Here is a 12,245-nt window from a genome sequence, read left to right as displayed (position 1 = left end):
AGCTCGCGCCAGCGGAGCGGTATTGCTCTGTGGTCACCCGGCGTTACGGTGTAATGCCGCTACGTTTTCTGGATTTATTTTCAAAAGTGGGCAGAAAACAGAAACTCATCTGAGACCGGGGTTCCCTTCCGCTGGCGCGAGCTTGCAGCTCGTGTCCGCACGCATTCCAGAAGGTTATGTCATCCTGAAAGGTATTTTGTCCCTCTATGGCACGGATTTACTTCCGTGCCTTATGATCGCAAGTCACGGAAGTAACTTCCGCGCCATCGTAATAGTGACCTTGGAACATCCCTGTCAAGTAATTTACTCCCCTTTGTCATCTTGGAAAGATCTTGTGAGCGGACTAGAATACCGTTGAAGAACAACGTTGCCGTTCGCGCACAAGATCCTTTCAGGATGACAAGTGAGTTGGAAAATCATAAGAAGGGCCAGAATGCCGAATCTCAAAAAAGTGCAGTGTAAAGCACTCCGCAATGCGTGCGGACACGAGCGGAACGCTCGCGCCAGCGAAGGCTAGCAAGATAGGTTTCAAGCCTGTTTATCTTAAATCAGGCTTAAAGCAGAATCTGTAGCGCCGTTACACTGTAACGGCGTGGCGCTGCACAGACTTAATTTATCAAATAAACTAAAAGAACAGGAGAGACTGCCTCCTGTATAGAACCACAGCGTTACAGTGTAACGCTGCTACATTTCACCAACACCATCTCACATTTGAAAACCCAATTATGAAAAGGGTGTATTGCTGGTGTAACAGCATTTTCTAATTTTGCTTGTTTCCAGACCTTGACAAACAACCCTTCATCGTGTCTTCAGTTTTCTTCACGTATCTGCAACTAGGCTTCCATCATATCTTCAACCTGCAGGCGTATGACCACATGGTCTTTGTGCTGGCCATGTGCGCGGTGTTTTCCGGCAGCGAGTGGCGCCGCATCCTGGCCCTGGTCACCAGCTTCACCCTGGGGCACTCCGTTACGCTGGCGCTTTCCACCCTGGAGATGATCAGGTTCAACACCGCGCTCATTGAGTTTCTGATTCCGGTTACCATTGTATGTACCTGCCTGTATAACTTCACACAGTTGGGCAATGGCAAGAAGAAAGGCAGCGCCCTGTGGTCGTGGAACAACCTGTTCGCCGCGGCGTTTGGCCTGATTCACGGCATGGGGTTCTCCAACTACCTGAAATCTTTGCTGGGGCCGGGCCAGAACATCGTTTTAGAACTTTTGGCGTTTAATATAGGAATTGAGCTGGGCCAGTTGCTGATTGTGGCGCTGGTGCTTCTGCTTAACCTGCTCCTAACCGGCTTCCTGTCTGTGAAAAAGCGGGACTGGGCCCTGGGCATAAGCAGCGCCGCCGGAGCCATCGCGCTCATGCTGCTGCTGGAGCAGGATTTTTCGGCTATTTTCTAGAAAACCGGCCCAAAAGGGCAGGCGCACTTGTCCTTTAGAACTTTATTCTGATGCTGGCTGAGTCTTACCGGATCTTGGGGGTACCGTTTGGCGCAGGAATGCCCCAGATCCGGCGCGCCTACCGCCAACTGGTGCTGCTCTACCACCCCGACCGGAACCAGGACCCCACCGCGCCCGATATGTTTCTGCGCATCCAGGCGGCCTATGAGTACCTGCAGCGGTTCCAGGAGCTCGCATCGGCGGGGCCGGTCTCCCCAACGGCGCCACCCCCGCCCAAACCCCAGTCAGACTGGGAGAAGTACCAGTTTGTGTATGAGCCGCCCAAAGACCCCAAGGAGTACATTGCCTGGGTGGCGGTAGCCCGCGAGCGGGCCCGGAGGCAGAAAGAAAAAGACGAGGCCGAGTACATCAGGCGCACCCTGGCCCTTAAGCAGAAATGGTGGTTCCAGCTTGCCCGGCTGGCCAGCTACCTGGTGGTGGTGCTGGGCCACTTTACCGGGATCATGTTCATCCTGTTGCCCGGTTACTTTCTGCTCACGGGCCGCGAAAGGCCGGCCCTGCTGGGCATCTTCATGATTCCCATGGGCATTAAGATCATCGGGGTCATGCGCGACCTTCGGCAAGACATTAGACGGCATTTTGGCGAAGACCTCACCCCACCCGCCAAATAACTGCCTGGCCGCTTTTTTCTTTGTCAGGAATTAACCAATTTGCTGTATTGTGGCAAACAAACCCCTTCAATCGCACCCAATGAAAAAGTTCTTACTCGCCTCTGGGCTGCTGCTGAGTTTGGCGGCTCCGGCTCTGGCGCAGGAAAACATTGACAAATCCAAGTTCAGGCAACTGGGCCAGGAACTGCCCACCCCCAATACCTACCGCACCGCCTCCGGTGCTCCCGGGCATGACTACTGGCAACAGCGCGCTGACTACAACATCAAAGCCGAGCTGAATGACGATAACCAGTCGCTGACCGGTTCTGAGACCATTACCTACACCAACCTTTCTCCTGATGTTCTCACGTACCTGTGGGTGCAGTTGGACCAGAACATCTTTGAGAAAAACTCCATGACCAACCTCACCCGCACCAACCGCATCCCGGACAAGCCTACCTTTGGCGTGGCCGAGGCCCTGGCGGAGCAGACGTTTGACGGTGGCTACAAGATTAAAGCGGTGAAAGATGCTAATGGTAAAGCCCTGCCGTACACCATCAACTTCACCATGATGCGCATTGATCTGCCGCAGCCTTTGAAACCCAAGCAAAGCGTGAAGTTCAGCATTGACTGGTTCAACTACATCAACGACCAGCGCAAGCAAGGCGGCCGCGGCGGTTACGAGTTCTTCCCCGAGGACGGCAACTACGAGTACCAGATGGCCCAGTGGTTCCCGCGCATGGCCGTGTATGACGACGTGAACGGCTGGCAGCACAAGCAGTTCCTAGGCACCGGCGAGTTCGCCCTGCCGTTTGGCGACTACAAAGTGAGCCTTACCGTACCCGCTGACCACGTAGTGGCTTCTACCGGCGAACTGCAGAACACAGACGTACTTACCAGCACCCAACGCAGCCGCCTGGCTCAAGCCCAGAAAGCAAACAAGCCCGTGCTGATTGTGACCCCGGAGGAAGCCCTGCGCGCCGAGAAAAACAAAGCCAAAGGCAAGAAAACCTGGACGTTTGTGGCCAAAGACGTGCGTGATTTTGCGTGGGCCTCTTCCCGCAAGTTCATCTGGGATGCCATGAACGTGAACGTGGAAGGCAAAAACACCATGGCCATGAGCTATTACCCCAAGGAAGGAAATCCGCTTTGGGGCCAGTACTCCACTGAAGTGGTTGCGCATACGCTGAAAACCTATTCTAAATTCACCATCCCGTATCCGTATCCGGTGGCTATCTCGGTGCACGGCGCGGTGGGCGGTATGGAGTACCCCATGATCTCCTTCAATGGCGGCCGACCGGAGAAAGACGGTTCCTATACTGAGCGCACCAAATACGGCATGATCTCCGTGATCATCCACGAAGTGGGCCACAACTTCTTCCCGATGATCATCAACTCAGATGAGCGCCAGTGGACCTGGATGGACGAGGGCCTGAACACCTTTGTGCAGTTCCTCACCGAGCAGGAATGGCAGCGTGATTACCCCTCCAGCCGTGGCGAACCAAGAAACATGGTCACGTACATGAAGATGGACAAGAGCCTGCAGCAGCCCATCATGACCAACTCTGAGTCTATCACGCAGTTGGGTAACAACGCCTACGGCAAACCGGCCACGGCCCTGAACATCCTGCGCGAGACCGTGATGGGCCGCAAACTGTTTGACTACGCCTTCAAAGAATATTGCCGCCGTTGGGCCTTCAAACACCCTATGCCCGCCGATTTCTTTAGAACCATGGAAGACGCTTCGGGCACCGACCTGGATTGGTTCTGGAGAGGCTGGTTCTACACCACCGACCACGTGGACCAGGAACTGACCGGCGTGAAATGGTACACCGTAGACACCCGCAACCCCGAGGTGGAGAACGCCAAGCGCCGCCAGGAAATCAACGCCGCGCCTAAGAGCCTGTCTCAGCAGCGCAACCTGCAGGACATCCCTAAAACGCTGGTGGAGAAAAAGCCTGAGCTGAACGACTTCTACAACACCTATGACCCCTTGGCGGTAACCGAGGAAAGCAAGGCCCAATACCAGAAGTACCTGCAAAGCCTCGCGCCGGAGGAGCGCGCCCTGTTGGAGAAAGGCCTGCACTTCTACGAGGTAGGCATCAAAAACAACGGCGGTCTGGTAATGCCCGTGGTAATGCAGATGAACTTCCAGGACGGAACCTCTGATATTGTGCGCATTCCGGCTGAGATCTGGCGCTACAACGACCAGGAAATCACCAAGGTGTTTGTGACCGAGAAACCAGTGGCCAACTTCGTGCTGGATCCGTTCCAGGAAACCGCCGATATCGATTTGAACAACAACTCGTATCCGCAGCGTCAGCAGCCCAGCCGTTTTGAGTTGTTCAAGGAGCAGCCGCGGGGCATTACGCCTAATCCGATGCAGCAGCAGACGCAACGTCAGGCAGCTCCCCGCCCCCAGGGCGGTAACTAAACAAACTGTTTCCGGCTTGTTTTGCTGAAATCAGGCAAGAAACTAGAACCATGAAAAAGCCCCGTCTCTTACCAGGCGGGGCTTTTTCTTTTGCCGGGGTGCCTATTCTGGGCTGACACATTGCCATTGCCGGCCATCCCAGTACAGCCAACGCACTTCGCTCTGCGGTTTTAGGCCTACTACTATACCACCTCCCTTGATGCCCGGCAAACTTGTTCCGGCCCCGGCGGGGAAATGATCGGTTGGTTTCCAGTATTCTATCTCGTTGAAAGATTTTAAGGCAGCCCATCTTTCTTCTTCTACAATAACCGGGGTACCGGGTTCTGCGCCCCTAATAAACACCATGGCTGGTTTCCGGCTTTGCTTGTTTTGGAGGAACACGGCGTAATCAGGCACTTCGTCTCCGTCAAAGTTTCCGCTGAAGTAAAAGGGGTTGATGTTTCCGTTGAGGCGGTATTCCGTTTTAAGGGTATTTTGTTCAAAAGCCGGCAAAACCGCACGTGGCAGATAATCTACGGTTAGGGGGCTCTGCTCCTGGTTCAGTGAACCACGGCAGCTCAGAAAAAGGGCAGCACTCAGGAGTAGGAGGCAAATTCTCTTCATTGGGCAAGAAGTCAGTATTGTCTTTGGTAGACAAACAACCGCCCCGTTTCCCTGCCGTTTTTTGAAAAACCGGCACAAAAAAAGGACTGCTCAATTTCTGAACAGTCCTTGGTGATAGAGTTTATTTTCCGGGTTACTCCCTATTCTTGAAGTCGCCGTTCTTAATGGCTTTGATCACCTGGTACCACTTAATAGGGTCCAGGAGCGGATTGGTGGCCCCGGGATTATACCCGCCCCTACGCATTTGCTGCTGGTTTTGTAGGTTCATCATGTGGCGCTGGTTTGAACCGGCATCCATGGGCGTGTTCCGGAACATCTGGTCCAGGATTTGCTGGCTCATGGCGGTTTCCTGGTCCACATCGCCCAAGGGCGATTTCATGGCCAGTACGGCCTGGGTGAAATCGCGGAAGGTGGCGTACGGGAACACCCTGATCTCGGGCAGCACCGTGGGGTCTTCCATCATCTCAATGATAATAGAATAGCTGTCCCGCTCAAAGCTCTCGGGGATCACCAACGACTGCTTGGCGTAGCCAATGGAACTGAACACCACGCTGTCGCCGGCCAGCACCGGCAGGGAGAAATACCCATATTCGTTGGTGTTGGTGCCCCGGCCGGCCTTGGGGATGTACACGCTGGCTCCGGGCAAGCCCAGCAGGCTGTCGCCGGCGGTTACCACCCCGGTTAACTGAATGACTTTGCGCCCTCCCTGGGCCTGGGCCGAGGAGATGCTGATGCCGGTCACCAGCAGAACCGCCACCAAAAGGCGCCCTAACCAGGCGCAGGCGCGGGTAAGTGGAACGGAATTAGTAAAATATAAAGTAGTCATGAACAAGATCGTTTACAAGTATAGCCTTTTTATGGTACTTTGTGCCGCCGGGCTTTAAATAAATTTTACGCAGAGACACGCCATGAGGCTCAAGAATTTCAACGTTAGTTTTGGGGAACAAGTATTCAAGGCCATGAGCGACGTATCCCGCATCAGGGTACTCAACCTGCTCTTACGCAACAAAGAACTCTGCATCGCCGACCTGGAACTGGTACTGGACTTTACCCAGACCAAAACCTCCCGCCACCTCATCTACCTGAAAAACACGGGCCTGGTCACGTACCGTAAACAAGATCAGTGGGCGTTTTATTATATCAAAGACGAAATGTTGGACTTTTTACAGCAGATGTTCAGCTACCTGGAAAAAGACCAGCAGTTGCAGAAAGACCAGGAAGTGTACCAAACCCTGTTCTCCAACCGCGAATTGGCCATTAACCGCCTGCAGCAGCGGCATTTTACGGGGTTGTAGCACCATGCCTGACACGGAATCACCTAAAGTATACTTTCCGGCTCTAACGGGTCTGCGTGCCGTGGCGGCGTACCTGGTGTACGCGCACCACGCCCTGCCTAAGGTGCCGGTGGCTACCGGCTTCTTTGATATCCTCTTCCAGGAGGCTTACATGGGCGTGTCTCTTTTCTTTGTGTTGAGCGGTTTCCTGATTGGTGTACGTTACCATCAGTTTTTCCGGAAAGGGCCCCAAAACGCAGTAAAGATTTTCTTCCTGCACCGGTTTGCCCGCCTTTATCCGGTATACCTCTTCTGCACGGTAGCGGCCCTTTTGTTCCGGCACGATGCCAGGCCCGAATCCTGGGTCATCAACCTGCTCATGCTGCAGGGGCTCTTTGATTCCTACACGTTCTCTGGCATTGGCGTAGGCTGGTCTTTAACGGTGGAATTGGTGTTTTATGCGCTTGCTCCTCTAGTGCTGCGGTACTGGGAAAACCTAGGGCTATGGCGCTGGACTTTTCTCACGCTGCTGGCCGGCGTATTGCTGCTGGCTCTGGGGCAGATACCCTTGCCCCTGGGGTTTGTTCCTGATTGGTCTTTCCTGGTCAGGACTACCTTCTTCGGCCGCTGCTTTGAGTTTTACGTGGGCATCTGGCTGGCAAAGTACCTGCTCACAGCCCCCACCGCCTTTAAACCCAACGCTAGATTTGGCTTGTTAACCGCTGGTGGAGCTGTGGGTATTCTGGCCTGCCTGTTCGGGCTGGCGTTCTTGAGGGGAGTGCCTCCGGCCCCGCTCACTCCAATGGGCACGGTGGCTTTCCATGCGGCAAACAACTACCTGCTGCCCCTCTGCATTGGAGCCTTCATCTTAGGACTGGTACAGGAGGAAACAGTTCTTTCAAAGTTGCTGGGCACCCGCTTCGCGCAGGCGTTGGGCCATGGGTCTTACCTCTTTTACCTGGCGCACTACACGTTTGGCTTTGATATCTTGTACTTTCACGTCTGGAAAAACAAAGGATGTGTCCTGCTCTTACTGGCAGGGCTCTCCGTGGTGGGATACTATGTCCTGGAAGCTCCCCTGCGGAAGTGGTTATTGTCCTTTTCCAAAAACAAACCCTACGTAAACATTCCAAAGCCCGGCAGGTTTATCTAAGAAAGCAGAACTTTGCCGTAGCTGCCACCGTTCTGCTTTTGCAGTTCAAGCGTCCTTTTATGAGAAAGCCCAAAACGTACCGCCACCTGTTCTTTGACCTGGACCACACTTTGTGGGACTTTGAGAAGAACTCTGCAGAAACCCTGTACCACCTGTATGATCATTACAAGCTGGGCGAGCTGGGCAATTTCTCCCGCGACTCCTTTTACCGGAAGTACAGCTTTGTGAACCAGCGCCTGTGGGACCTCTACCACAAAGGCAAAATCACGCAACAGCAGCTCCGCGAAAACCGGTTCGTGAAATGCCTCACGGGGCTGGGCATGGCCGCCGAGGCCGTGCCGGTGGGCATCAGTGAGGATTTTACCTCTATCTGCCCCACCAAGACGGCGGTTTTCCCTTTTACCCATGAGGTGCTGGCGTACCTGCGGGAGAAATACGTGCTGCACATCATCACCAACGGGTTTAAAGACGTGCAATACATCAAGCTGAAGTCGTCTAAACTAGACGTTTATTTCTCTGAGATTATTACCTCTGAGTGCGCCAACTGCACCAAACCCGACCGAAAGATTTTCCTGCACGCGCTGGAGCGGGCCGGTGTCACGGCCCAGGAAAGCCTGATGATTGGCGACAGCCTGGATGCCGATATTCTGGGAGCCATGAACGCCGGCATAGACCAGGTACTCTTCAACCCAGAGCGCAAGCGGCCCCGCCTCAAGCCCACGTATGAGATTCATTGCCTTAGCGAACTTAAGACGTTTCTCTAAGCCCCGTTTAGAGTTGGTTTCGCCAAAAGAAGCCCAAAACGGGAACTCAGGCGGTATAGGTTTTGTCTATAATTTGGTTACTTTTGCAGGCCATCGGCTGTAAAAGGCCAAGCAAGTTCTTTCACAACTGGGGATGACCGGAATTGACAGCTTGAGCAAGCTGGGTGTAAGCATGTCGGGAGTTGGCAGTATTTCCCGTAAATCAGAACTGACCGACGATTATCTGGCGAGTCTAACTACGCCATGGCTGCCTAATCTAGGTATTAGGTAATATGCCATTGTCCTGCAGCCCCTCGGAACGGTGGGAGCTGGTCACAGGGCATCGTAATGCCGTTCTAGCATAGGCTAAGGTGCGGAGTCTGTGCGAAACTAAAGCATCTAAGGTGTCTTCTTAGGCGAGTCCTAAGCCTGAAGCCACCCGAAAACCTAATTAGGACTAAACATGTAGAAAGCGCTCAAGCTTCCTTGTCTGGACCAGGGTTCGACTCCCTGCATCTCCACAATTATTGATCACAAAAGCCTGCAATGTCATACATTACAGGCTTTTGTGTTTTATGCCGGGCAACTATAGAGTACGTTTGGGATGAGGCTAACTCCTACGTAAGCTCACTTTATGACTAAGCGAGGAAGGCATTTTCAAGCTTAAGTATCTAAACGCAATTCTAATAGACCTTCTGGGGTTAATGAACCAACACTTTTGATGTCTTTTCTGGCCTTGAGTAAGCCTTGTACAAGGCCAAGGACAGCGGTAGACTTGCCACCCCTACTCCAACGAGGTAGGCAATTCTTGTTGGAAGCTGAAAGCCTTCTGGCGCAACCAGAATGTAGGACGTGGCAACAGCCGTCATGAAAACGGCCGGCACCAAGGAAACCCAGAACCATTTTCCCTCTTGAATGAGGTAGGCCGTGATCACCCAAAGGACCACAGTCGCCAGGGATTGGTTTGTCCAGGCAAAATACCGCCATACGATTCCAAAATCAACCAAGGTCAACGCATAACCGGCGGCAAAAAGGGGGATACTGATCAGGAACCGGTTACGAATCGGTTTTTGGTTTGACTTCATGAAGTCAGCTATGATGAGCCGGGCGCTACGGAAGGCCGTGTCCCCAGAGGTAATGGGTGCTGCCACCACCCCCAACAAAGCTAAGACCCCTCCTACTTTCCCCAGCAGTGAATTGGAAATAGTACTGACTACCCAAGCGGCATTACCATTCTGTTGGGCCATTACCTCATTCAACTCCTTTACGCCGCCAAAGAAGCTCATGCTAATGGCGGCCCAGATCAAAGCGACAATTCCCTCGGTGATCATAGCCCCATAGAAGATGCCTCGACCTTGTTTTTCATTGGTCATGCAACGCGCCATTAAAGGAGACTGTGAGGCGTGAAATCCCGAGATAGCTCCACATGCCACCGTAACGAATAGCATCGGGAACATGGGGAAAGCACCAGGGTCTGAATGCAGGTTTTGAAGGCTATCCATAGTAATTTCCGGAACATGCAAACCATCCTGGAACATCACGAATGAAATGCCAATCGCCATAAACAACATGGCTACGCCGAATAGAGGGTACAACTTCCCTATCAATTGGTCTATGGGGAGAATGGTGGAAAGAAAATAATACAGGAAGATGCCCCACACCCACATCGTGATGCCCCCACCAGCACCCTGAAAAAGATCATCCAATATTTTAGCTGGCCCCATAATAAAGACAGCTCCTAACATGACCATCAAAACAACGGTGAACACCCGCATGAACTGTTTCATCCCGGTGCCAAGAAAACGTCCTGTAGTTTCAGTAATACTCTCACCCCCATGCCTCAGGGAGAGCATGCCTGAGAAGTAATCGTGCACGCCCCCAGCAAAGATAGATCCTAGAACAATCCATAAGAAGGAAGAAGGCCCCCACATGGCTCCTGCTACCGCTCCGAAGATAGGCCCTAGTCCAGCAATGTTTAAAAATTGAATAAGGAATATCTTCCATTTGGGAAGAGGAACGAAATCAACACCGTCTTGCAGAGCAATAGCAGGCGTTGGTCTGTTAGGGTCAATCCCAAAAATGCGTTCCACTACTTTTGAATAAAGCTTATACCCAATGATAAGCATGATAACAGAGAGGGAAAATGAGATCATGAGTTTTTGATTTTTTCAGCTAGAGAGCGCTGTTGACAAGGGGCTGTAGCAGGTATACAATACAATTCAGTTGTATTGGCAAGGCAACATTCCACCCTAAGCGCATTATCAAACATAAGGTTAAATATTATGAATTTCAATATAAATACTTACATTTTTTCAAAAGTAGCTATTAATTATTAAAACATATTAAAAATAAATATTGCTTTATCCTGTCCTAATTAGAGTTACTTAAAAGAATATGAGAGCTGTTCTACAATATAGGAGCCTTAACAAACTAGCATAAAGAGGGTTTAGATTTACTCAACAGAACTCAAGTGCGTTCTACAGCTTAGTATTGCATAGAGCATATTTGACTCAAATGTGAACGTTATTTAATTTTTGTGAGCTAAAACCATTACTTTATATTTTACCGGTGCCAAAACTTGCTTTTTTAACCGATATAAGGGTTTTAACAATCGGATATTCGTAAAAAATTAAATAAATTTGATAAATAGACAAAACTTATTTTGAAAGCTGCGTTTGAAGTAGCTTCCTATAATCTACAGAAATGACAAAAACTTTTTTTGCGGAGATAGAAGGTGATAACCCATCAGGGGTAGCCTTCCGGAACGTGAACCAGAAGAAAAAGATGATAGCCTATTTTGCCAACACTGGCAATGCAACCATAGCTGAAGTAGCCAAAGAGTTAAGTTTTAGTGTGCCTAAAGCCACTAGTCTTCTTGGAGAGTTAGCACAAGAAGGTTTAGTGAAAGTTTACGGTAAGGTCAATTCAACTGGGGGAAGGAAGCCAAATATATTTGGGCTAGCCCCAGATGCAGGATTCTTTCTCGGGATTGATGTGAAACAATACCACATCAATATTTGCATGACGGATTTTCAGAACAACATGGTCAGCGGATTTGAGCAGTTTCCATATCACCTGATGGATAATCAAGAGTCTTTGGATGAACTTTGCCAGATAATTAACCGGTTTATTGAAAACCTGGCCATTGATCGCGACAAAATACTAGGCATTGGTATAAATCTCTCTGGACGTGTCAACCACACCACCGGGTATAGCTACAGCTTTTTCAACTTTCATGAGGATCCCCTAAGCAAAATTCTGGAAGCAGAATTGGGCATCAGCGTGTTCTTGGAGAATGATTCCCGAGCCATGGCCTACGGAGAGTTCTGCTCTGAGAACGTAAAAAATGAAAAGAACGTGATCTTCCTGAACCTAGACTATGGAATTGGCATGGGGATGATGATCAACGGCCATCTTTACTACGGCAAGTCTGGGTATTCCGGAGAGTTTGGGCACATTCCAATTTTTGACAACGGCATCATCTGCCAATGTGGTAAAAAAGGCTGCCTTGAGACAGAGGCAGCCGGTTGGGCGCTGATAGAGATGGCAAAGGAAAGCATTTTGGCTGGTACCTCCACCTTGCTCACCAAGAATGAAAAGAACCTGGATGAATTGCGTTTGGAAGACATCATTGATGCGGTGCATCAAGACGATGTGATGTCTATTGAACTGATGGCGAAGATAGGCGATAACATAGGTCGCGGCGTAGCTGTACTAATCAATCTCTTTAATCCTGATTTAGTAATAATAGGCGGCAGCCTTTCCTCCACAGAAGAATTCATTCTTCTTCCTATCAAGAGTGCCATTAAAAAGTACTCCCTAAGCTTGGTGAACAATGACACCCAGTTGAAAATGTCTATGCTGGGCGAGCGGGCAGGGGTCATAGGGGCTTGCCTCCTAGCTCGGGACCGGCTGCTTTCCTTAGAGTACTAATAGCAAAGGGAGCGCCTGTTTGCGGCCTGTTTTTCAAAAAACAGGCCGC

General features: G+C 51.0%; 10 protein-coding genes and 1 other RNA gene. 8 read left to right on the top strand and 3 right to left on the bottom strand.

All coding sequences use genetic code 11. The features are described 5' to 3' along the window. The first annotated feature begins 803 nt into the window (after window positions 1–803). The 3 genes from JT718_RS20355 to JT718_RS20345 all read left to right on the top strand — a co-directional run bounded on the left by JT718_RS20355 (window position 804) and on the right by JT718_RS20345 (window position 4,490). The gene (locus JT718_RS20355) at window positions 804–1,406 is read left to right on the top strand and encodes a HupE/UreJ family protein (protein WP_205504646.1); all 603 of its coding nucleotides are present in this window, start codon (window positions 804–806) and stop codon (window positions 1,404–1,406) included. 50 nt (window positions 1,407–1,456) lie between these two features. Further along, window positions 1,457–2,077 carry a J domain-containing protein gene (locus JT718_RS20350; protein WP_262897370.1) on the top strand — a complete coding sequence of 207 codons (621 nt, stop codon included), beginning with the start codon at window positions 1,457–1,459 and terminating at the stop codon, window positions 2,075–2,077. 79 nt (window positions 2,078–2,156) lie between these two features. Then, the gene (locus JT718_RS20345; RefSeq protein ID WP_205504644.1) at window positions 2,157–4,490 is read left to right on the top strand and encodes a M1 family metallopeptidase; all 2,334 of its coding nucleotides are present in this window, start codon (window positions 2,157–2,159) and stop codon (window positions 4,488–4,490) included. A gap of 102 nt (window positions 4,491–4,592) precedes the next feature. Here JT718_RS20345 and JT718_RS20340 read toward each other — a convergent pair whose 3' ends face one another. Beyond that, the gene (locus JT718_RS20340) at window positions 4,593–5,093 is read right to left on the bottom strand and encodes a hypothetical protein (RefSeq protein ID WP_205504643.1); all 501 of its coding nucleotides are present in this window, start codon (window positions 5,091–5,093) and stop codon (window positions 4,593–4,595) included. A gap of 133 nt (window positions 5,094–5,226) precedes the next feature. Further along, window positions 5,227–5,919 (bottom strand): carboxypeptidase-like regulatory domain-containing protein, encoded by a 693-nt coding sequence (locus JT718_RS20335; protein ID WP_205504642.1) that lies wholly within the window; start codon window positions 5,917–5,919, stop codon window positions 5,227–5,229. An 82-nt stretch (window positions 5,920–6,001) separates the two neighbouring features. On the opposite strand from JT718_RS20335, the gene JT718_RS20330 reads away from it, so the two are divergent. The 4 genes from JT718_RS20330 to ssrA all read left to right on the top strand — a co-directional run bounded on the left by JT718_RS20330 (window position 6,002) and on the right by ssrA (window position 8,787). Continuing rightward, entirely contained in the window at window positions 6,002–6,388 is a 387-nt protein-coding gene (locus JT718_RS20330; RefSeq protein WP_205504641.1) for an ArsR/SmtB family transcription factor, read from the top strand. A gap of 4 nt (window positions 6,389–6,392) precedes the next feature. Further along, on the top strand, window positions 6,393–7,520 hold the full coding sequence (locus tag JT718_RS20325) for an acyltransferase family protein (RefSeq protein WP_205504640.1): 1,128 nt from the start codon (window positions 6,393–6,395) through the stop codon (window positions 7,518–7,520). A 59-nt stretch (window positions 7,521–7,579) separates the two neighbouring features. Continuing rightward, window positions 7,580–8,284 carry a YjjG family noncanonical pyrimidine nucleotidase gene (locus JT718_RS20320; RefSeq protein ID WP_205504639.1) on the top strand — a complete coding sequence of 235 codons (705 nt, stop codon included), beginning with the start codon at window positions 7,580–7,582 and terminating at the stop codon, window positions 8,282–8,284. Between the two features lie 129 nt (window positions 8,285–8,413). Continuing rightward, window positions 8,414–8,787, top strand: a transfer-messenger RNA (tmRNA) gene (gene ssrA / locus JT718_RS20315). Between the two features lie 177 nt (window positions 8,788–8,964). Here ssrA and JT718_RS20310 read toward each other — a convergent pair. Continuing rightward, complete coding sequence (locus JT718_RS20310) at window positions 8,965–10,416, bottom strand: carbon starvation CstA family protein (protein WP_205504638.1); 1,452 nt, start codon at window positions 10,414–10,416, stop codon at window positions 8,965–8,967. Window positions 10,417–10,966: 550 nt separating this feature from the next. Here JT718_RS20310 and JT718_RS20305 point away from each other — a divergent pair. Further along, window positions 10,967–12,196, top strand: coding sequence for an ROK family protein (locus JT718_RS20305; RefSeq protein ID WP_205504637.1), 1,230 nt, complete (start codon window positions 10,967–10,969; stop codon window positions 12,194–12,196). Window positions 12,197–12,245: the final 49 nt, after the last annotated feature.

Source organism: Rufibacter psychrotolerans (genome assembly GCF_016924645.1).
In the GTDB taxonomy this organism is placed as follows: Bacteria; Bacteroidota; Bacteroidia; order Cytophagales; family Hymenobacteraceae; genus Nibribacter; species Nibribacter psychrotolerans.
The sequence above is the reverse complement of the archived record's forward strand: the minus strand, read 5'-3'. Positions and strand labels throughout refer to the sequence as shown.

Coding starts and splice junctions, on each gene's coding strand:
- JT718_RS20350 (WP_262897370.1), top strand. CDS start 1,457: ATGCTGGCTGAGTCTTACCGGATCTTGGGGGTACCGTTTGGCGCAGGA.
- JT718_RS20345 (WP_205504644.1), top strand. CDS start 2,157: ATGAAAAAGTTCTTACTCGCCTCTGGGCTGCTGCTGAGTTTGGCGGCT.
- JT718_RS20340 (WP_205504643.1), bottom strand. CDS start 5,093: ATGAAGAGAATTTGCCTCCTACTCCTGAGTGCTGCCCTTTTTCTGAGC.
- JT718_RS20335 (WP_205504642.1), bottom strand. CDS start 5,919: ATGACTACTTTATATTTTACTAATTCCGTTCCACTTACCCGCGCCTGC.
- JT718_RS20330 (WP_205504641.1), top strand. CDS start 6,002: ATGAGGCTCAAGAATTTCAACGTTAGTTTTGGGGAACAAGTATTCAAG.
- JT718_RS20325 (WP_205504640.1), top strand. CDS start 6,393: ATGCCTGACACGGAATCACCTAAAGTATACTTTCCGGCTCTAACGGGT.
- JT718_RS20320 (WP_205504639.1), top strand. CDS start 7,580: ATGAGAAAGCCCAAAACGTACCGCCACCTGTTCTTTGACCTGGACCAC.
- JT718_RS20310 (WP_205504638.1), bottom strand. CDS start 10,416: ATGATCTCATTTTCCCTCTCTGTTATCATGCTTATCATTGGGTATAAG.
- JT718_RS20305 (WP_205504637.1), top strand. CDS start 10,967: ATGACAAAAACTTTTTTTGCGGAGATAGAAGGTGATAACCCATCAGGG.